This is a genomic window from Streptococcus sp. OMI750, assembly GCF_047463895.1.
In the GTDB taxonomy this organism is placed as follows: Bacteria; Bacillota; Bacilli; order Lactobacillales; family Streptococcaceae; genus Streptococcus.
In genome coordinates this window covers 15,417-34,883 of sequence record NZ_JASHCZ010000004.1, presented here as the reverse complement: position 1 = coordinate 34,883, position 19,467 = coordinate 15,417, and the positions used below count along the sequence as shown (strand labels likewise).

The window sequence follows — 19,467 nt, the reverse complement described above, 5'->3', positions numbered from 1 at the left end:
CTCACTTTCAATTCATCTAGTCTTATGCCATAACTAAAAAAAGAAAAAAAGAGGAGGGAACCCTCCTCTCTTCATACACATGAATTATTTAGCAATTTTTGCGAAGTATTCAAGAGTACGAACAAGTTGTGCAGTGTAAGACATTTCGTTGTCATACCATGAAACAACTTTAACCAATTGTTTACCGTCAACGTCAAGAACTTTAGTTTGAGTTGCGTCAAACAATGAACCGTAAGACATACCTACGATATCTGAAGATACGATTGGATCTTCAGTGTAGCCGTATGATTCGTTAGCTGCTGCTTTCATAGCTGCATTTACTTCATCAACAGTAACGTTCTTTTCAAGAACAGCTACCAATTCAGTAACTGAACCAGTTGGAGTTGGAACGCGTTGTGCAGATCCGTCCAATTTACCGTTCAATTCAGGGATAACCAAACCGATTGCTTTAGCAGCACCAGTTGAGTTAGGAACGATGTTAGCAGCACCAGCGCGTGCACGACGAAGGTCACCACCACGGTGTGGTCCGTCAAGGATCATTTGGTCACCAGTGTAAGCGTGGATAGTAGTCATCAATCCTTCAACAACACCGAAGTTATCTTGAAGAGCTTTAGCCATTGGTGCCAAGCAGTTTGTAGTACATGAAGCACCTGAGATAACTGTTTCAGTACCATCAAGAACATCGTGGTTAGTGTTGAATACGACTGTTTTAACGTCATTTCCACCAGGAGCAGTAATAACAACTTTCTTAGCTCCACCTGCATGCAAGTGTTTTTCAGCAGCTTCTTTCTTAGCAAAGAAACCAGTTGCTTCAAGAACGATTTCTACACCGTCGTTAGCCCAGTCGATTTGTTCTGGATCACGTTCAGCAGAAACTTTAACGAATTTACCGTTAACTTCGAATCCACCTTCTTTAACTTCCACAGTACCGTCGAAACGACCTTGAGTTGTGTCATATTTCAACAAGTGTGCAAGCATAACTGGATCTGTAAGGTCGTTGATGCGAGTAACCTCAACACCTTCTACGTTTTGGATACGACGGAAAGCAAGACGACCGATACGACCGAAACCGTTAATACCAACTTTAACTACCATTCGTGATTTCCTCCTTATGAAAATCAAAAAATTTTTTGTGAAAAAAGTAACTTGACACAGCGCCAAACATCTTTTAACAGTCTCTATTATATACTTTATTGCATTAAAAAGCAACTATTTCCCCAAGAAAAGCACGATTTATCGCAGAGTAGATCCTATTTTATTAAAGTTTTTCACAAAGTTCTCGGTCATAGAAAAAATCTTATTTTCACCCTCAAACCTAATTTAATCTTTTAAAAAAACAAAAGCCCTTCCCTAACTGGGAGGAGCTTTTGAGTTTAGATGAATTATGCTTCACCTTTAGCTTTTTTAATGATTTCTTCTTGTACTGATTTCGGTACATCTTCGTAGTGGTCAAATACCATCATGAAAGTACCACGTCCTTGAGTTGCAGAACGAAGGACAGTAGCGTAACCGAACATTTCAGCAAGTGGTACATAAGCACGAACGATTTGGCTTGCACCGTGTGCTTCCATACCGTCAACACGTCCACGACGAGCAGTTACGTGACCCATAACATCCCCAAGGTTTTCTTCAGGAACTGTGATGGTTACAAGCATCATTGGTTCAAGGATAGCTGGTTGTGCTGATTTAGCTGCTTCTTTAAGAGCAAGAGATGCAGCGATCTTGAAGGCAGTTTCAGATGAGTCGACATCGTGGTATGAACCATCATAAAGCTTCGCTTTCACGTCAACCATTGGGTAGCCAGCAAGGACACCGTTTGCCATAGATTCTTGAAGTCCTTTTTCTACTGCAGGGATGAATTCACGTGGAACCACACCACCGACGATAGCATTTTCGAACTCGAATCCTTTACCTTCTTCGTTTGGAGTAAATTCGATCCAAACATCACCAAACTGACCTTTACCACCAGATTGACGTTTGAAGAATCCACGTGCTTGTGTAGAAGCGCGGAATGTTTCACGGTAAGATACTTGAGGAGCACCAACGTTTGCTTCAACCTTGAATTCACGTTTCATACGGTCAACAAGGACATCCAAGTGCAACTCACCCATACCAGAGATAACTGTTTCACCAGTTTCAGGGTTTGTTTCAACGCGGAATGTTGGATCTTCTTCAGCCAATTTTTGAAGGGCAATACCCATCTTATCTTGGTCTGCTTTAGATTTAGGCTCAACCATCAATTGGATAACTGGTTCTGGAACTTCGATTGACTCAAGGATAACTTTTGCTTTCTCATCAGTCAATGAGTCACCAGTTGTAGTATCTTTCAAACCAACAGCTGCAGCGATATCTCCAGAGTAAACTGTTTCGATTTCCATACGAGTGTTGGCGTGCATTTGAAGGATACGTCCGATACGTTCACGTTTACCTTTTGTAGTGTTCAATACGTAAGAACCTGAGTTCAAGACACCTGAGTAAACACGGAAGAATGTCAAACGACCTACGAATGGGTCTGTCATGATCTTGAAGGCAAGCGCTGCAAATGGCTCTTCGTCAGATGCTGGACGTTCCACTTGTTCGTCTGTATCTGGGTCGATACCTTTAATCGCTGGAATATCAAGTGGGCTTGGAAGGTAGTCAAGGACTGCATCCAACATCAATTGAACCCCTTTGTTCTTGAAGGCTGAACCACACAATACTGGGAAGAATTCAACGTTGATAGTTGCTTTACGGATACCAGCTTTCAATTCTTCATTTGTGATTTCTTCACCTTCAAGGTATTTCATCATCAAATCTTCATCAGTTTCAGCAACTGCTTCGATCAATTTTTCACGGTATTCTTGAGCTTGGTCAAGGTATTCAGCTGGGATATCTTCTTCAAGAATATCAGTACCAAGGTCGTTGGTGTAGATTTCAGCTTTCATCTTGATCAAGTCGATGATTCCACGGAAGTCATCTTCTGAACCGATTGGCAATTGAATTGGGTGAGCATTTGCTTGAAGACGGTCATGAAGAGTGCTTACTGAGTAAAGGAAGTCAGCACCGATTTTATCCATCTTGTTGGCGAATACGATACGAGGAACTCCGTATTCAGTTGCTTGACGCCAAACTGTTTCTGTTTGAGGCTCAACACCTGATTGTGAGTCAAGAACGGTTACAGCACCGTCCAAAACACGGAGTGAACGTTGTACTTCGATAGTGAAGTCCACGTGTCCTGGTGTGTCGATGATGTTTACACGAGTGTCTTTCCATTGAGCTGTTGTCGCAGCAGATGTGATCGTGATCCCACGTTCTTGCTCTTGCTCCATCCAGTCCATTTGTGACGCACCTTCGTGAGTTTCACCGATTTTATGAATCTTACCAGTGTAGTAAAGGATACGCTCAGTTGTAGTTGTTTTACCAGCATCGACGTGAGCCATGATACCGATATTACGAGTTTTTTCAAGTGAAAATTCGCGTGCCATGAGGTTTTGTTCTCCTATATTTTTTATTTCTATACTATTATAACATGATTTAACAAAAACGGATAGGCAGGACCTACCCGTTCTCATTGTTTTCATGATTTGTTGGTTTCAACTCGTTGGTGAGTTGAATAGAAGCTAAGAGCTGACCGAGCTAAATTGAACCCGGGCTATAAGCTCGGAAAATAGATAAGCTTTCCTAGAATCTTTGATTCTGCGTCAAGCTTCCTAATTTTCAGTCGCTTTTTTAACGCCCTTAGTATCTTAATCTTACCAACGGAAGTGTGCGAAGGCACGGTTAGCTTCAGCCATACGGTGAGTGTCTTCACGTTTCTTAACTGCTGCACCAGTGTTGTTTGCAGCATCCAAGATTTCTTTTGCAAGACGATCAACCATTGTGTGTTCACCACGTTGACGAGCGATGGTTACCAACCAACGAAGTCCAAGTGTTGTACGACGTTCTGGACGAACTTCAACTGGGACTTGGTAGTTAGAACCACCGACACGGCGAGCACGTACTTCAAGTACAGGCATGATGTTTTCCATTGCTGTTTCAAATACTTCAAGAGCATCGTTTCCAGTAGCTTCTTTAATTTGTTCGAAAGCTCCGTAAACGATTGAAGCAGCTGTACCACGTTTACCATCAAGCATAACGCGGTTGATAAGACGAGTAACTAATTGTGAATTGTAAAGCGGATCTGGCAATACATCGCGCTTTGGAGCTCTATTTTTACGACTCATTTCTCTTTATCCCCTTTCCTTATGCTTTTGGACGTTTCGTACCGTATTTAGAACGGCCTTGTTTACGATCGTTAACACCTGCAGTATCAAGTGCACCACGGACGATATGGTAACGTACCCCTGGAAGGTCTTTTACACGTCCACCACGAAGAAGAACCACGCTGTGTTCTTGCAAGTTGTGTCCGATACCTGGGATGTAGGCAGTAACTTCGATCAAGTTGCTCAAACGTACACGAGCGAATTTACGAAGGGCAGAGTTCGGTTTTTTAGGTGTCATTGTTCCAACACGAGTTGCAACACCACGTTTTTGTGGTGAAGAAACGTTTGTTTGAACTTTTTTATGACTGTTGTAACCAACGTTCAAAGCTGGTGATTTAGATTTTTCTACTTTTGATTTACGCGGTTTGCGAACCAATTGGTTAATTGTAGGCATCTACATTCTCCTGTGATTTTTTTTATTTTTGGTGATGATACACTTGGTGACAGCTACCATCTGTGTGTACTTTTGCAACATTTGTCAGCACGTCCCTGTACACTCTTGAGAGACCAAAAGTAAAAAGTACCGTCTATTATTATAACATGACGGCACTTTGATTGCAAGATATTTTTTTATTTTTTCGAGAAGTTAGGAAGGTTGATTATTGTCCTGTTTCAACTACTTCTTCTACCCCAGCATCTGCAACTGGTGCATACTGTGGTTGTGGTTGTATTGGAACTGTCGCATTGCTTACACCCGATTCTACGTTCGCATTGACATTTGCGTTCGCATTTGAATTCACATTGGCACTTGCATTAGCATCCGTTTGATTTTGCTGTGTAGTTGCTGCATCGCTTGTATAGGTAAGACCATAATAGTTCGCGATGTACTGGATACGAGCCTCAAGTGATTGCTTTTGAGTCGCATCTTTTACTTTCTTCACAGCAGTCTGGGCAGCATTTACAGACTCCTGACTTGGAGCCGTTTCCATTTGAACGACTGCTTTTTCTGCCGCTTCGATATTTTTCTTATCTTCCTTCTTTTCCTTTTCTTCCTTTGTTTCTTTTTTCACTGGAAGGGAACCTGTTTTTTTAGCAGGTTGGATCTCTGTCGTCACTTGGGCTGCTGTGTTCTTTTTGACTGTATACAAACCAGCGACTAAAATAAAGGATAGAGACAGAACTGTCACCAAGCGAATCCACAAAGGGCTATTATCAAATCGATCTAAAATTCTTTTCACTTTTTGATCCTCCTTTGTTCTTCTTAATCAAAGATATTCCCAATTTCGACGTTTAATTTGTTTTCTTTCACATCGATCTTGGTCACGCGCAATAAGGATTTGTGCTCAAAGAATTCACGGTCGGTTGAAGCATTATCTGCAAAGACTGCAACTCCTGCTAATTCAGAATCAAATTCAGACAAGAGGCTGACCATTCCGTTAATCGTTCCACCACCTTTTAGGAAGTCATCAACAATCAAGACCCGACTTCCTGCTTTTAGGCTACGTTTTGAAAGGAACATTTTTTCAATACGATCTCCACTGGAACCTGATACATAGTTGACACTGACGGTTGATCCTTCTGTGATTTTCAAGTCACGACGAACAATAACAAATGGAACATTCAAGACATTTGCAACTGCATTGGCTAGGGGAACCCCTTTAGTCGCAACAGTCATAACAGCATCGATCTTCTTATTACGGAAGGCTTTGGCAATGATGCGACCGATGCTATTTAAAATCTTTGGATTGCTCAATAGATCGGATAAATAAATGTAACCACCTGGAAGAATACGATCACTTTCAGACAGCTGTTTACATAAATCTTCAACGATTTCTTTAGATTCCTCATCGGAGATAGACGGTGTAAAGACAACTCCTCCTCCAGCTCCTGTAATGGTTTCAATATTTCCGATCTCCATCTCTTCAAAAGCCCGTTTGATAATCACGATATCTTCTGAGATAGAGGATTTAGCCGACTCGTACTTTTCCGCAAAAGTATTGAGACTCGTTAATTCATAAGGATGATTGATCAAGTAATTAGAAATTACGACCATCCGTTCACTTCTTCTTAATTTCATTTTCTCACCATGTAGTTTTTTCTACCATTATACCATAAGAAGCGAAAAAAACGAACATTCTGATTTACAGAAGGCCGTTTTTCCCTAATTTTTTTCTTTTTTTTGGAATAGTTTCCGTATTTATCTCTATTTTTACTGATCGATATTCGGTTTATAGAAAGATCGGTTTTCCATAGCGAAGATTTTATTGGTCATCTCGCCAGGTCCAATTAAGCCAAGAGCTGTCGTCATCATCATCATTTCTGCATCCAAATTATCGATCATATGAATAATCTCTGCTTCCATGATCTTGGGGCGAACAGGGCTACCGTATTCGAGCAAGCCATGGTGACTCAAGATCACATGGCGAAGGACAATCACTTCTTCTTTTTGGTCATCAATCTTCAAGTCTTGCAAGACTTTGGTGATTTCTTCATCGATCAGCGCAATGTGACCAATGAGATTGCCCCGAACAGTGTATTCTGTATTTTCAGGGCCCGTTAACTCGATCACTTTAGCCAAGTCGTGCAACATAATCCCCGCAAAGAGCAAGCTCTTATTCAACTGAGGATAGATATCGCCGATACTATCTGCCAAGCGGACCATGGTCGCTGTATGAAAAGCAAGACCTGCTTCAAAGGCATGGTGGTTGGTCTTGGCAGCTGGGTAGCTGTAAAACTCTTTCTCATATTTTCCATAGAGGGCACGGACAATCCGTTGCCAGACTGGATTTTCAATTTTGAAAATCATGTTTGACAGGTATTCATGCAATTCCTTAGGATCTACTGGTGGTTTTTCCTTGAAGTCTGCAGGATTGTTGGGTTCTCCTGCTTGTGGCAATCGCATGTTCAATTGATTGACCTGCGGAGTATTATTGTAGACTTCTCTGCGCCCAGACATGTGGACCACACGACCTGCTGTGAAGCTCTCCACATTATGGGGCTGAGCATCCCACAGTTTTCCTTCAATCGTGCCGGTCTCGTCCTGAAAGACGAAGGCTAAGTAATTCTTACCGGCGCGCGTCTGACGCACTTCTGCTGACTTGATCAAATAGAATCCTTCAAACAGCTCATCTTTTTTCATTTGGCTAATTTTGACCATCATCTTCTCCATCTTCTATGTATATATCTAGTCCCAGCAGGTCCTCATCACTTTCGATTTGGCGGAGCGTCCGCTCGATGGCACTGGTCCGTCTGGTTAGTAAATCATCAATATTATTGGAAGCATTCTTTAAATGCCGTTGGGTCTTGGCTAGAACACCTCCAAATTTATGGAATTCTGATTTGACAGATCCCAGTACTTTACTGATATCATCTGCACTCTTTTGAATATTAAGCGTCTTAAAGCCAACAGACAAGGAGTTCAAAAGGGCGGATAGGGTGCTTGGACCAGCCACTAAAATTTGTTCTTCCCGACGCAAACGATCGAAAAATTCAGGATTTCGAACCACCTCTGAGTAGAGTCCTTCAGTCGGTAAAAAGAGAATCCCAAAATTGGTCGTCGCTGGTGGAAAGAGGTATTTTTGTTGGATATCTTTGGCAAAACGCTTGATACTAGCCAAAAGAGCCTTGCGGTAACGCTCGATCTCCTCTTTTTGCCCTGATTCATACGCCTCTTCCAGACGATAGTAGTCTTCCAATGGGAACTTAGAGTCAATCGGTAGATAGACTGGCTCCTCTCCTTGTCCCGGAAGCTTGATGGCATATTCCACGCGCTCACTGGACTGAGGAACTGTGATAAATTCCCGCTCATACTGGGTTGGCGTCAAGATATCTTCAATGATTTGGCCCAGTTGCAATTCGCCCATGATTCCACGAGTCTTGGTGTTAGAGAGAACTTTATTGAGGGTTCCAACATCCCGTGCAACTGACTGCATTTCCCCCAGCCCTTTGTTGACCGATTCCAACTGTTTCGATACGGTCTCAAAGGAGGTCTGCAAACGGTGCTGCAAGGTTTTCTCCAATTTTTCTTCAACCGTTTGGCGCATCTGCTCTAGCCGCACTTCGTTAGACTCTTGAATCTGGCGCATGCGCTCATCTGTCTTGTCCCGATTTTTGGTAAAGTGCTCGTTCATCTCAGCGCGCAGGGCTGTCGTTTGCTGGTGGATCTCCACCCGCATCTCGGTCAAGCGATCTGTCAGAGCGATCTCTAACTGCTGGTTGGCAATCTGAGTCGCCTGTCTTTCTTTTTCAAAACGATAGTCCAACTGGTCTGTCAAATGATCCTCGTGGTCTTCCAGCATCTCTCGTAAAGCCGGTCTTGTGTCATCTGACCGTTGCAAGAGATAGATGAGAAGTCCCAGATTAAGCAGGCCAATCAGAAGCAAAATGATATTCATATTAACCTCTGTCTTTACTATAAACAATGACAAGATAGCCCCGATCAAGACTCACTTGAATTGCTTGATCCAAAAACTCATTGGAACCATACATAGCCTTTAGAAAATAATTTTCTGAATGGAGCGGATACTTGGCCCCTGTGATCTCTAAACGACCTTCTCCAACAGGCATAAAACCAACATAGGTCATGGTTGGATCTGGCTGGATCTCATGAGAGCCCGCTGGTCTGAAAACTAAGCGATTTTGCTCATCGACTAATTGAATCTGCTCCATATAGGGAGCTAGGTCTGGATCGGTCGGCAAAAAGATATTAGACAAGAAGTGATCCAAGCGACCACCAAAAGCACCGTAAACTGTGACTGCAGCATCTGGATAGTCTTCAAAGACTGTTTTCAAGGCCAATTCCAAATCCGTATCGTTCTTTTCAGGGACGGATTGAACAACTTGCTTGGCTTGGGCCTGGATCTTACGCAAATCAACCTCAGAGACGGAATCGAAATCCCCTACAGCTATATCTAAAGACAAACCTTGTTCCAGTAGCTTCAAACAGCCCCCGTCAACACCGAGGTAAATATCTTGATTTTTTGGCAAGAGAGAGGAATCTCCACCCGCCAATACTCCTATATTAACCATTGATGGCATCTCGGAGCGTTTGCACACGCTCATTGACATCGCCATTAAAGACATAAGAGCCCGCTACAAAAACATTAGCCCCGGCTTCTTTTGCTTGGGAAATACTTTGGCCATCAATTCCGCCATCGACTTCGATATCAAAGTCTAAGCCTTTCTCTTCACGAAGAGCTGCTAATTCGCGCACCTTGTCCATTGTTTCTGGAAGAAAGGCTTGGCCACCGAATCCTGGATTAACGGTCATGACCAAGACTTGATCCACCAAGTTCAAGACGTGTTTGATACTGTCTACAGGAGTTCCTGGATTAATCACAACACTAGCTTTCACACCGGCTTGACGAATTTTTTGAAGAGCTCCGTGGATATGAGGAGTCGCTTCCACATGAATGCTGATGATATCCGCACCTGCACGGGCAAATTCTTCAATGTGGTGTTCGGGATTGGTCACCATCAAGTGGCAATCAAAGACCAACTTGCTATGCGGACGCATACTCTCTACGACTCCAGCCCCAAAGCTGATATTTGGCACAAAATGACCATCCATGACATCGATATGAGCATAGTCAGCTCCAGCTGCTTCTAAGCGTTTCAACTCACTTTCAAAATTGGCATAATCTGCACTCAAAATTGAGGGTGCTATTTTCATTGTTTTCATTCTTCTATTGTCTCCTATTTTGGCATTTTTTTAGAAACCTTTTTGTAGGTTTCGCGACGGTTTTCAATCTCACTTAGAAATTGCAAGTAATTTTCAAAACGAAAAGTCGCAATCTCTGCTGCTTCAACAGCTGGTTTCACTGCACAAGCAGGCTCATGCGTATGAGTACAGGTACGAAACTTACAAGAGTGGCTCACATCTGAAATCTCTGGAAAGGCTTGATTTAAATCTTCACTGGTTGTCACTTCATAATCAAGGGATGAAAAACCAGGGGTGTCTGCAATCTTGCCACCATTTAGATAGTAAAAGCTGACAGCTCGGGTTGTATGTCGACCGCGGCCTAAACTATCTGAGATTTCACCCGTTTCAAGTTCTAAATCCGGAGCGATTTTATTGAGCAAGGTTGATTTTCCGACACCGGTCTGTCCCATAAAGACAGTGGTTTTATCTGTCAAAAGTGGCAAGAGTTCCTCAATCGACAAGACAAAGTCATAGCCAATAGCCTGGTAGATTCCTTGGTAATAGTGAATAGGCTCCAGATTTTCTAGCAAGTCTAGTTTGGAAATATAGACAATGGGATGAATTCCCTTATGCTCCAAAAGGACCAGGAAACGGTCTAAAAGATTGGCGTTGAAATCCGGCTCCTTAGCTGACATGATGACTACTGCCTGATCAATATTGACAATCGGAGGACGCACGAGGCTATTTTTTCGAGGCGCAATGCTCAAGATGTATCCTTCTGAATTCTCTTCAGCTGAAAACTCCACCTGATCCCCCACATAAGGAGTCTGTCCTTTTTTCCTAAAATTTCCACGAGCCCGTGTCTGGTAAATGTGACCGTCTGACTCTACATAGTAGAAGCCAGCCAAGGCCTTGACGATTGTTCCTTGCAAATCGCACTCCTTTGAGATTAATACTATCTATTATACCAAAAAATGAGAAATAAGGCTGGATTGCTTGATAAGAAAATCTGCCAGCATTTCCCGTAACAGGTTGTAGTCTCATATTGTTTATGGTTTTCCTGTTAGGGACTTTAATGTGATTCCTTTTTTTCTTTGGTATTTTTCCTAAAAAGTGTATAATAGAACTATGCGGAGGTGGTGGAACGGCAGACACGCATGCTTCAGGCGCATGTGCCCCTTCGGGCGTGAGGGTTCAAATCCCTTTCTCCGCATCTTGGAAAGGTGGCCCAGCTTGGTACGGCACCGGACTCGAAATCCGGCAAGTGGATTTTCTTCACGCGCGGGTTCAAATCCCGTCCTTTCCTTACGATACAAATAAGAGAGTGGGACAGAAATCGGTAATTCGTTAGAATTCGATTTCGTCGTCCCACCTCCGCACAGTTGAGTAGGGCTGTAAAAGCTGATGAAATCAGCGTAGTAGAGCCCACTCAACCACTGCGTCTTGCTCAACAATCCAAAAATAGTTGAGAGGCTAGGACTTTTGTCCCAGCCTCTTATTACTTATAAAACTTCTTTGAGACTTTCCTTAGGTGAGTACGGGCGTTAGCGAACTTCTCCGAAGTTCCATAACTAATTTTTGAGCCTTAAGTCTCAAAAATTCCGAGAGCCTAAACTACCTTTTATTTAGGCTCTTTTCTCACAGCGGAAAGTCTCAATTTATACCCGATATCATTCGAAAACACATAAAAATATAGTACTTCATAACACACTTAGGACTGAGAAAGAAGATTACGAACCTATGTTTTTTCTATTATTTTATCCCTGCATCAAGAAGTCCGTCTGACAAGCGGGCGAAGTCTTCTAAGCTAAGAGCTTCTCCTCGTACAGATGGTTTCAAGTCAGCTGCTTGGATTCCTGCTTCCAGTTTGGCTTTGATTTCTTCAGTCTTGCCAAAGCGACTGGTCAAATTGTTCCAAAGAGTCTTGCGACGGTGGACAAAGCTGGCCTTGCTGACAGAGAAGAAGAAATCTTCATCCTTGACGGTTACTGCTGGTTCTTCGCGACGCACCATCTTGAGGATTGCAGAGTCGACGTTTGGTGCTGGCACAAAGACGGTTCGTGGTACAATAAAGGCTACCTTAGCCGTCATATAGTATTGGACTGCAATGGATAAAGACCCGTAAGCCTTGGTATTAGGTTCGGCTGAGATGCGGTCTGCCACCTCTTTTTGCATCATAACCACAAATTCTTGGAAAGGAATTTTAGACTCGATCAAGTGCATGAGGATGGGAGTCGTGATGTAATAAGGAAGGTTAGCCACTACCTTAATCGGAAGCTCTGGATTTTTAAATTCCGCGATATACTGGTTGAGGTCTACCTTGAGGATGTCTTGGTTGACGACTGTTACATTGTCAAAATCCCGCAAGGTATCCGCTAAGATGGGAACCAAGCGGTCATCAATCTCAAAGGCCATGACTTCTGCGGCATTTTCTGCCAAAAATTCTGTCAAAGCACCAATTCCGGGACCGATTTCGATGACATTGACTTGCTTATCAATCTCAGCAGTATCGACAATCTTTTGAAGGATATTAGTGTCAGTCAAAAAATTCTGACCGAAGGATTTTTTAAAGGTGAAGCCATGGCGTTCAAGGACTGCCTTGGTCACACTATAATCTGCAATTCTCATTTTTTCTCTTTTCTAATCCGTTTAGTGTGAGATATACTCTCTCTTTTTTCTCCGCAGGCTAATCTAACAGTCTTCCACAAAGGCATTCTGCTCCGCTTGATAAACATAAGCCTCCCCGTTCTTATCTAAGATGGTTTCCAACAAGGGCTCCATTTCCAAGGCGTCTTCAAGACTGATAATAGTGATCTTAGATGGATCATCCAAGTCTTCCTGGGACTCAAAGCCTGTAAAGAATTGCCAACCACTATCTTGTGGATGATGAGGGGCATCGTGAATGGCCCAATTAATCTCACGTCTCAGGAAGCAATCCTTGGTAATCATGGCTCCTTTTTGTGTATCAAGATTCAGCGGAGGAACCATCAGGCTTGCAATATGTTCCCGTGCAAAATCCAGCTCATCTCCAAGCTGGATGGAGGTAATATAAGCGGGTTGATTGGTTAAACGTCCTTTGAACTTCCCATCGTGGATTGCAGTGAGTTCGACCCACATACGCTCTGCTCGACACCCATTCTCCAAGACTGTATCTAGCACAAAGATGAGGCGAACCTGGTCCCCAAGCTTCAATTGGTTGATTTCTTCTTGGCTCGGAATCAAAAAATGTCGCGGGTTCTTTTGGTGCTCCACTTGAACATTCTCTAACGAAAAGCCTATCACTTTTTTCTTATCTGTAAACAGGTCGAACAATCCCATCTTCTACCTCTATCTCTTTTTTAATAACTAGCCATCGTTTCTTCAACTTGGGCCAAACAAATCCCAAACAACTCCAAGCGTTTGAGCAATTGCTTGCCATTGCAGTAGCCGATACGCAAGGCTTCTCCTAGATATTCCCGTCGTTTGCGACTGTCACTGCCCATCAGCAGACCGAGCCGCATCAAGTCCGACTTGGTAATATCAAAGAAATGCTCATCTTCATAGGAGCCCACTAGTCCAGATAGGGCCTTTTCTAAGTCTTCAAAGCTAGCATGCTCTACTCCCAAGGAACGGCCCTTGGTTTTGGATTTGGGTACTGCTTCACCACGATTTAAAAAGGCATGCTTGGCTTGTGGAATTTCTTGCATGATGACCTTACGAATGCGCTCCCCATTGTAGTCTGGATCCGTGAAGACAATGACTCCACGCAACTCTTGCAAGATAGCAATTCGTTCGAGATCATCTTGATCGATCGCAGAGCCTCGGGTTTCATAAGTATCTACTTCATAAAACCGACGGAGATTAGCTGTGTCGTCCTTGCCCTCCACGACAATCACTTCGGGTATTATTCTTTTCTCAGTCAAGGCCAAATACCTTTCTCGCATTGGCATAGGTAGCTTGAGCTACTTCTTCACTAGTCATTCCACGAAGCTCTGCAATAAAGTCTACGACATAACGGGTGTAGGCTGTTTTATTTTCTCGGCCTCGCTTAGGAACTGGAGCTAAATAAGGAGCATCTGTTTCGACCAAGATTTTGTCCAAAGGTAACTCTTTGGCTGCCTCCTGAGTGTCTGTCGCTTTTTTAAAGGTTACCACTCCCGAAAAAGAGATCATCATTCCCAGATCCATGAAGCCTTTAGCGTCCTCCAAAGTCCCTGAGAAAGAATGCATGATCCCACCGCGTGGACCCACTCCTTCACTCTTGATAATGGCATAAGTGTCTTCTAGTGCATCACGGGTGTGAACCACAAAAGGTAAGTCCAGTTCCTTAGACAGCTGAATCTGACGACGGAAAACCTTTTCTTGAATGTCTTTTGGTGCCGTCATCCAGTGGTAGTCCAGACCAATTTCTCCTAGAGCAACGACTTTTGGATGTTTCAACTGTTCCAGTAGATAGGCCTCTACCTCAGGACTATAATCGGCCGCCTCAGTGGGATGCCACCCAAGCGTCAGATAGAGTTCTGGGTACTGGTCTGCCAATTCTAATGCTCGCTCAATGGTCGGTTTGTCAAAACCAACGATATTGTGAGCTACAACCCCCATTTCCTTGGCTAAGTCGAGTTCTTCTTGTTCTTTTCCTGCGAATTCTTCCACATTGAGATGGGTGTGGGTATCAAAAATCTGCATGATCTTCCTTTTCTTCCGATTTTTTCTTCTTTCTATTATAGCAGAAAGCGCCTCTAAATTCACTTTCGGACAAAACAAAAACCAGTAGTCTCGAGTTTCTACTGGTTTTTAGCTTTTTATCTGAATTACGCAGCCAAAACTTTGCGTCCTTTACGACGACGAGCTGCCAATACGCGACGGCCATTTTTAGTTGCCATACGGTGACGGAAACCATGTTTGCGCGCACGACGAAGTTTACTTGGTTGATAAGTACGTTTCACGATGAATACCTCCTCATAGATTTTGTATTCGTTTAGCCGGCTAGTTGTGATCAGTTACTAAACATACTTTACTATTCTATCTGATTCGACTCTATTTGTCAATAGCTATGGCAAAAATGTTGCAAATATAGGCTAGACAAGACCTTCCTATCCTTGACGCGTCGCTAGATAATAGGGTTCTAGCGCTGTCATGGCGTTCTGGAATTGAGCCAAGACATCTTCGAGAGAGCCTGCCTCAAGTAGGGGAATGTCGTATTTGACGAGGACCTTACGAACCGCCCCATCTGCTACTGCTTGGAGAAGAGAGTGGCGATTCTTTTCTGTTCCTTCGATCCTTCGACTCTCTCCATTTTCTTGAGCCAGATAATAGACTGGCTGAGAAATAGGAAGGGTGAGAACCTTGAGTTGCTTTGGAAGGCTCTGATCATCTTTTTTCCTCTCGATAAAGCTCACCTCTAAGGAAACACCAAAATCAGCTGCATCTCCATAGAGCCTCAAGGCATACATGGGCTCTGCCAGAGTCCCTTCTCCTTTTAAATAGGCCCAAAAATGAGGCCTTAGGACCTGGGCCTGGTTCATCCACTGGCTGGTTCGCTCCTGCTCTAAGTAAGAATACCGTTTTTGAAAGGCTGAGACTAAATCCGTAAATTCCTTACGAGCCGCCTGTCCCATTGCGCGGTACTGTTCCATCTCTTGGGCTAACACTCCTGCCTTCGCTGGTGACTGGTATTTGATTCCTTGAAGCTTTAAAAACTCTCGAATCGCTGCAAATGCCATCTGTTTCCTTTCTACTCCTAACAAAAAGAGAGAGCGGTTCTATCCCGTCCCTCTCTCATGGGCAATAATAGCTAGATTATCCTTCGATGTCCACAACTACATAGCGGTTTGGTTCTTCCCCTTCAGAATAGCTAGTGACCCCTTCCATCTTGGAGACAATTCGGTGAATGATTTTACGTTCACTATTGGACATTGGATCGGTCTGTTGGGCTTGGCCATCCTCGAGGGCCCGTGTTGCTAACTTCTGAGCATAGCTTTGGAGAACTTCTGCACGATGCTCTACATAGTCATTGACATTAATGGTAATGTAAAAATTCTTTGAGTAGCGGTTATAGAGATAGTTTTGTGCCAAGAGTTGAAGAGCTTTCAAGACTTTACCATGGTAACCAATCACGCGCCCTGGCTCATTGGTATCGATCTGCATATTGACCGTACGACGGTTATGGCTACTTGAAAGCGTTGCATCGACATCCATCTCATCAACAACAGTTTGAACATAAGCAGTTACATCTGTGACAACTTCTTCGATGTCGTAGTTTTCTTCTACTTCAATACCAAGATTTGAGAAATCAGACTCGTTTGCTTCTTTTGCGACTGGTTCTTTAACCTTCTCAAGAATATGTTCATGCCCTTTTTCTTCCAGAACGGTGTCTGCTTCTTTGTCATGTTTGAGGATTTCTGTCTTGATTTCTTCAGAGACAACTTCTCCTTCTTCTTCGACCTTTTTGATCGCTGCAACGACACGTCCTAAATCAACTGTTGCTTCACTTACGGTCTTAACCGGTTCGTTCTGCGCGTTAATTTCTTCTGGTACACCCTTTACAGCTTGTTGATTGGCTTTGACAACTGTTGTTTCTGCAATCGGTTCAATCTCTACTTGGGCTGGTTTTTTACCAAATAAGCCAAGAAAACCTTTCTTCTCACGAGCCACAACCGTAATATGTGCCTTCATACGGGGAATATCTAATTCGTTCAAGCCATTTTGGATAGCTTCTTCTACAGTTGCACCGGTATATAGGACCATATGTCCACCTCTTTCTTATTTTCTTTTTTTCTGTGCTTTCTTTAAGGCACGACGTTTTTGTTTTTCCATTTCTCGAGTAGCTTGCTCTTTTGCTTCACGCTCTGCGATAATCTTGAATGGGTTGTTCAAGAGATAGGTTTGTCCGACTTGGTAAGCATTTGAAGTCACCCAGTATAGAGCAACCCCGCTGGCTGAGAACAAGGCGAAGAAGAAAATCATCACAGGCATCACATACATCATGGTTGTCGCACTCCCGTTACGCTCTGGCAGGGCTTTATTGGTCAACCAACTGCTGAAAAATGTGAAGAGGGCAGCAAGAAGAGGCAAGATATAAGTCGGGTCAATCGCTCCAAGGTCCAACCAAAGGAAGCGACCGACTTTAAGGAATTCCACACGGCTCAGCGCTTGGAATAGGGCCATCAAGACCGGCATCTGGATCAAGAGAGGAAGGAAGGCTGAAGATGTTTTGACACCTTTTTCCTTGTAAAGGGCCCGCATCTCTTCAGAAAGCTTGGTCCGACTATCTAGATCCTTGCCAGGATACTTGGCTTGCAATTCCTTGAGTAAGGGTTGAATTTCTTGCATCTTGCGGGTTGAATTCATTTGATACTGGAAGAGAGGCAAGAGGACCGTCCGGATGACAATGGTAAAGACAATAATCCCAACACCGATACTGCCACCAAACGACAAGAAGCGGATGGCTTCTGCAAAGAAGTAGACGAAGCGTTCCCAACCACCTGTCGATTCGGCTGTCACTTGAGACGTCCCACAAGCTGTCAAGACCAATAAGGCCGCTCCTAATAATCCAGTTAACTTCAGTTTCTTTTTCACATTATTCCCTTTCTTGGTAGACATGCGCTAATTTTAAGACATGTACGAGATTTTTCTCTACTTGATGGAAGTCGAGCTCCTCCACTCCTTTACGAGCAATGACGACAAAATCATCGGTCGTAAGGCAGGCTTGGTGTTTGATCAAAACATGGCGAATCAAACGTTTGATGCGATTTCTGGTCACAGCATTTCCCAGTTTCTTACTAACAGACAGGCCGACTCGAAAATGCGGTTGGTCTTTGCGCAGGCGGTAAATAACGAATTTCCGATTGGCAACATTTTGACCACTTTTAAAAATAGCATTAAAATCTTTGTCACGTTTGACGCGGTAGCTTTTTTTCAAACCTCCACTCCCTCTATTAAATTTATTCTATTATACCACATTTTCAAAAAAAACCAATCTCCCTTAGGAAATCGGTTGCTACTGGAATACGGATAAAAGCAATGGCAAGGTATAATAGAAATTGAGCAAGATATGGCCTAAAAGCGGAGAAAGAAGCGCCTTGCTCCGATAATAAAGAGTCCCAAAAATCAAACTCGGTAAGAGATAAATCATAAAAGCTCCTAGCGAAAAAGGATGATGGACAAAATGTAGCCCACTGTATATGAGGGCAGGGAGCCAAATCTCTGCATAGATGGGCCAACCTTTAAAATAGGCATTTACCAAGGCCCCACGAAAGATCAGCTCTTCTGTCACAGGCCGGATAACGACCATCGCAACCACTAGGATGACCACCCCTGTCGGGCTGATTTCTCGAGGAAAGAGACTCAAAACGGCTGCACGCCCCTGAACAAAACCACTGATAAAGTAGTCCAACCAATAGACCAAACAAGCCGCAAAGATAGCTTCCAGCAAGGATTGAAGCGAGTTCTTCCCCCATGAAAACTTGGACTTCTTGGAAAAACGGTAGACCAAAAATCCTGTAAAGACTGCATAGATGGTCTCCAAGCCAAATAAGGTCCAATAATAACTATTTGCGCTCGCTAAGCTATTAGAGACATATTGGGCCAAGGGACGAAATTGGGGCCGGATATAAAAATAAAACAAGAGGAGAAAGAGGGGGTAAAGCAGAGAGAGCTTTTCTTTAATAAATTTCATAGATACCTTTCCTAGAGCATGACAGATCGTATAGTGCATCTTACCATAATCATAACAAGGTTTCAACGAAAAAGGATGCCGTCCTAGTCTCTAAGATAAACCACATATCCCCCCAATACAGCGACTAAAATCAAGAGACATAGAAGAGTTTCCATCCATACAAGACCTGTCAAAAAAGGAATCTGTAGCAGACCTTGAGCCATTTTCAGAGAGGTCGCTGTGATAACGGTTGGAAAGGTAAGAGCTGAAAAAGCGGGTTGAAAACCTTCTTTGATCATTCTTGGCAGGCGCGTCAAAACAAAGAAATAAAACCCTTGCGAGGCAACCACCATGATCAGTAAGAGCCAGGTAGGAAGGCTTGCTCCACCCACACGAACCAGGGCTGCTAAAAGAAGAGAAAAGGGAGCACAATAGATACCTTCTTGTCCCAATAAGTGGCTCGGTAAGGGATTGCTTTTCAAATCCTGATAGATAAGCGGGTACAGACACAAGGTCAAAATAAAGCCAAACCCCAGGGTAAGATAGGCTAGCTCCATCACTCCTACCACCGGATAGGTCAAGGCAGCCACTGCAATACCCACATAGAGAACCGTCCAACTCGGAGTAGCTTTGGCCCTTGGTCGCGCCATGACATGGGTCTTAGTAAAATAGAGAATCAGACACAGATCCAAAAGGAAAGCGAACCACCATACCAACTGAGATAGACCTGTAAAGCTAGGAAAGAGACGAAAAAGATAGGTCGATAAAATCATCCCGGCCATGGGAAAAGTGGCCATCCCAGATAAAAGAGTGGCTTGTTGGAGTTCTATCTTGCTTTCTTGCCAGCGAATCACATGATAAACTAAAAAGAAAAACCAGAGCAATAAACCTGTTAGACTGAAGGCATGACCCAGAAGGGGTAGCGAGTCTGCAAGAAGGTTTCCAGCACCACCCAAACCTAACAGACAACCTGAAAATACTAAAGGAATCTTTTTCATATTGATCTCCCA

The 19,467-nt window shown here is 43.4% G+C and carries 22 protein-coding genes and 2 tRNA genes; 2 read left to right on the top strand and 22 right to left on the bottom strand.

What is annotated here, in order from left to right; genetic code table 11:
* Positions 1-84: 84 nt before the first annotated feature.
* The 11 genes from gap to rsgA all read right to left on the bottom strand — a co-directional run bounded on the left by gap (position 85) and on the right by rsgA (position 10,754).
* Positions 85-1,095 (bottom strand): type I glyceraldehyde-3-phosphate dehydrogenase, encoded by a 1,011-nt coding sequence (gene gap / locus QM830_RS08190; RefSeq protein ID WP_009731746.1) that lies wholly within the window; start codon positions 1,093-1,095, stop codon positions 85-87.
* Between the two features lie 287 nt (positions 1,096-1,382).
* Complete coding sequence (gene fusA, locus QM830_RS08185) at positions 1,383-3,464, bottom strand: elongation factor G (protein ID WP_414326430.1); 2,082 nt, start codon at positions 3,462-3,464, stop codon at positions 1,383-1,385.
* A gap of 267 nt (positions 3,465-3,731) precedes the next feature.
* The gene (gene rpsG, locus QM830_RS08180; protein WP_003003105.1) at positions 3,732-4,202 is read right to left on the bottom strand and encodes a 30S ribosomal protein S7; all 471 of its coding nucleotides are present in this window, start codon (positions 4,200-4,202) and stop codon (positions 3,732-3,734) included.
* A gap of 19 nt (positions 4,203-4,221) precedes the next feature.
* Positions 4,222-4,635: a 30S ribosomal protein S12 gene (gene rpsL, locus QM830_RS08175; RefSeq protein ID WP_001142332.1), complete on the bottom strand. Its 414-nt coding sequence runs from the start codon at positions 4,633-4,635 to the stop codon at positions 4,222-4,224.
* A 205-nt stretch (positions 4,636-4,840) separates the two neighbouring features.
* Positions 4,841-5,419 carry a hypothetical protein gene (locus QM830_RS08170; protein ID WP_414326422.1) on the bottom strand — a complete coding sequence of 193 codons (579 nt, stop codon included), beginning with the start codon at positions 5,417-5,419 and terminating at the stop codon, positions 4,841-4,843.
* Positions 5,420-5,442: 23 nt separating this feature from the next.
* A complete protein-coding gene (gene purR / locus QM830_RS08165) occupies positions 5,443-6,258 on the bottom strand; it encodes a pur operon repressor (RefSeq protein ID WP_037613949.1) in 816 nt (271 codons plus the stop codon).
* A gap of 132 nt (positions 6,259-6,390) precedes the next feature.
* Positions 6,391-7,338: a 3'-5' exoribonuclease YhaM family protein gene (locus tag QM830_RS08160; protein WP_414326421.1), complete on the bottom strand. Its 948-nt coding sequence runs from the start codon at positions 7,336-7,338 to the stop codon at positions 6,391-6,393.
* Complete coding sequence (locus QM830_RS08155; RefSeq protein WP_049523441.1) at positions 7,325-8,575, bottom strand: DNA recombination protein RmuC; 1,251 nt, start codon at positions 8,573-8,575, stop codon at positions 7,325-7,327. Before QM830_RS08155 ends, QM830_RS08160 begins: the two co-directional genes overlap by 14 nt.
* 1 nt (position 8,576) lies before the next feature.
* A complete protein-coding gene (locus tag QM830_RS08150) occupies positions 8,577-9,209 on the bottom strand; it encodes a thiamine diphosphokinase (protein ID WP_414326419.1) in 633 nt (210 codons plus the stop codon).
* Complete coding sequence (gene rpe, locus QM830_RS08145) at positions 9,202-9,861, bottom strand: ribulose-phosphate 3-epimerase (protein ID WP_155170280.1); 660 nt, start codon at positions 9,859-9,861, stop codon at positions 9,202-9,204. The genes QM830_RS08150 and rpe overlap by 8 nt, the downstream gene beginning before the upstream one ends.
* A gap of 14 nt (positions 9,862-9,875) precedes the next feature.
* The gene (gene rsgA, locus QM830_RS08140) at positions 9,876-10,754 is read right to left on the bottom strand and encodes a ribosome small subunit-dependent GTPase A (protein ID WP_414326417.1); all 879 of its coding nucleotides are present in this window, start codon (positions 10,752-10,754) and stop codon (positions 9,876-9,878) included.
* A gap of 198 nt (positions 10,755-10,952) precedes the next feature.
* Here rsgA and QM830_RS08135 point away from each other — a divergent pair.
* Positions 10,953-11,035: transfer RNA gene (locus tag QM830_RS08135), tRNA-Leu, on the top strand.
* 4 nt (positions 11,036-11,039) lie between these two features.
* Positions 11,040-11,128, top strand: a tRNA-Ser gene (locus QM830_RS08130).
* A 446-nt stretch (positions 11,129-11,574) separates the two neighbouring features.
* Here QM830_RS08130 and rsmA read toward each other — a convergent pair.
* The 11 genes from rsmA to QM830_RS08075 form a co-directional block, all read right to left on the bottom strand.
* A complete protein-coding gene (rsmA, locus tag QM830_RS08125) occupies positions 11,575-12,450 on the bottom strand; it encodes a 16S rRNA (adenine(1518)-N(6)/adenine(1519)-N(6))-dimethyltransferase RsmA (protein ID WP_414326415.1) in 876 nt (291 codons plus the stop codon).
* 63 nt (positions 12,451-12,513) lie between these two features.
* Positions 12,514-13,140: a DUF2185 domain-containing protein gene (locus tag QM830_RS08120; protein WP_414326414.1), complete on the bottom strand. Its 627-nt coding sequence runs from the start codon at positions 13,138-13,140 to the stop codon at positions 12,514-12,516.
* 20 nt (positions 13,141-13,160) lie between these two features.
* Positions 13,161-13,745 (bottom strand): ribonuclease M5, encoded by a 585-nt coding sequence (rnmV, locus tag QM830_RS08115; RefSeq protein ID WP_414326524.1) that lies wholly within the window; start codon positions 13,743-13,745, stop codon positions 13,161-13,163.
* Positions 13,717-14,487 carry a TatD family hydrolase gene (locus QM830_RS08110; RefSeq protein WP_414326412.1) on the bottom strand — a complete coding sequence of 257 codons (771 nt, stop codon included), beginning with the start codon at positions 14,485-14,487 and terminating at the stop codon, positions 13,717-13,719. The genes rnmV and QM830_RS08110 overlap by 29 nt, the downstream gene beginning before the upstream one ends.
* Before the next feature lie 125 nt (positions 14,488-14,612).
* A complete protein-coding gene (gene rpmH / locus QM830_RS08105) occupies positions 14,613-14,747 on the bottom strand; it encodes a 50S ribosomal protein L34 (protein WP_003003086.1) in 135 nt (44 codons plus the stop codon).
* 147 nt (positions 14,748-14,894) lie between these two features.
* Positions 14,895-15,524, bottom strand: a complete 630-nt coding sequence (locus QM830_RS08100; RefSeq protein WP_414326410.1) for an HI_0552 family protein — start codon at positions 15,522-15,524, stop codon at positions 14,895-14,897.
* Positions 15,525-15,600: 76 nt separating this feature from the next.
* Complete coding sequence (jag, locus tag QM830_RS08095; protein WP_009731760.1) at positions 15,601-16,548, bottom strand: RNA-binding cell elongation regulator Jag/EloR; 948 nt, start codon at positions 16,546-16,548, stop codon at positions 15,601-15,603.
* Positions 16,549-16,563: 15 nt separating this feature from the next.
* Positions 16,564-17,379 carry a YidC/Oxa1 family membrane protein insertase gene (locus QM830_RS08090; protein ID WP_414326408.1) on the bottom strand — a complete coding sequence of 272 codons (816 nt, stop codon included), beginning with the start codon at positions 17,377-17,379 and terminating at the stop codon, positions 16,564-16,566.
* A 1-nt stretch (position 17,380) separates the two neighbouring features.
* On the bottom strand, positions 17,381-17,722 hold the full coding sequence (gene rnpA, locus QM830_RS08085; RefSeq protein WP_414326406.1) for a ribonuclease P protein component: 342 nt from the start codon (positions 17,720-17,722) through the stop codon (positions 17,381-17,383).
* A 78-nt stretch (positions 17,723-17,800) separates the two neighbouring features.
* Complete coding sequence (locus tag QM830_RS08080) at positions 17,801-18,478, bottom strand: lysostaphin resistance A-like protein (protein ID WP_414326405.1); 678 nt, start codon at positions 18,476-18,478, stop codon at positions 17,801-17,803.
* 83 nt (positions 18,479-18,561) lie between these two features.
* Positions 18,562-19,455 (bottom strand): TDT family transporter, encoded by an 894-nt coding sequence (locus QM830_RS08075; protein WP_414326403.1) that lies wholly within the window; start codon positions 19,453-19,455, stop codon positions 18,562-18,564.
* Between the last annotated feature and the right edge of the window lie 12 nt (positions 19,456-19,467).

Bases quoted from the DNA above. Each gene is read 5' to 3' on its own strand.
- QM830_RS08120 (WP_414326414.1), bottom strand. From the start codon at position 13,140: ATGGGATTGTTCGACCTGTTTACAGATAAGAAAAAAGTGATAGGCTTT.
- fusA (WP_414326430.1), bottom strand. From the start codon at position 3,464: ATGGCACGCGAATTTTCACTTGAAAAAACTCGTAATATCGGTATCATG.
- QM830_RS08100 (WP_414326410.1), bottom strand. From the start codon at position 15,524: ATGGCATTTGCAGCGATTCGAGAGTTTTTAAAGCTTCAAGGAATCAAA.
- rpsL (WP_001142332.1), bottom strand. From the start codon at position 4,635: ATGCCTACAATTAACCAATTGGTTCGCAAACCGCGTAAATCAAAAGTA.
- QM830_RS08155 (WP_049523441.1), bottom strand. From the start codon at position 8,575: ATGAATATCATTTTGCTTCTGATTGGCCTGCTTAATCTGGGACTTCTC.
- QM830_RS08110 (WP_414326412.1), bottom strand. From the start codon at position 14,487: ATGCAGATTTTTGATACCCACACCCATCTCAATGTGGAAGAATTCGCA.
- gap (WP_009731746.1), bottom strand. From the start codon at position 1,095: ATGGTAGTTAAAGTTGGTATTAACGGTTTCGGTCGTATCGGTCGTCTT.
- jag (WP_009731760.1), bottom strand. From the start codon at position 16,548: ATGGTCCTATATACCGGTGCAACTGTAGAAGAAGCTATCCAAAATGGC.
- rpsG (WP_003003105.1), bottom strand. From the start codon at position 4,202: ATGAGTCGTAAAAATAGAGCTCCAAAGCGCGATGTATTGCCAGATCCG.
- QM830_RS08150 (WP_414326419.1), bottom strand. From the start codon at position 9,209: ATGGTTAATATAGGAGTATTGGCGGGTGGAGATTCCTCTCTCTTGCCA.
- rpe (WP_155170280.1), bottom strand. From the start codon at position 9,861: ATGAAAACAATGAAAATAGCACCCTCAATTTTGAGTGCAGATTATGCC.
- QM830_RS08080 (WP_414326405.1), bottom strand. From the start codon at position 18,478: ATGAAATTTATTAAAGAAAAGCTCTCTCTGCTTTACCCCCTCTTTCTC.
- rsmA (WP_414326415.1), bottom strand. From the start codon at position 12,450: ATGAGAATTGCAGATTATAGTGTGACCAAGGCAGTCCTTGAACGCCAT.
- rnmV (WP_414326524.1), bottom strand. From the start codon at position 13,745: ATGCGAGAAAGGTATTTGGCCTTGACTGAGAAAAGAATAATACCCGAA.
- QM830_RS08160 (WP_414326421.1), bottom strand. From the start codon at position 7,338: ATGGTCAAAATTAGCCAAATGAAAAAAGATGAGCTGTTTGAAGGATTC.
- QM830_RS08075 (WP_414326403.1), bottom strand. From the start codon at position 19,455: ATGAAAAAGATTCCTTTAGTATTTTCAGGTTGTCTGTTAGGTTTGGGT.
- purR (WP_037613949.1), bottom strand. From the start codon at position 6,258: ATGAAATTAAGAAGAAGTGAACGGATGGTCGTAATTTCTAATTACTTG.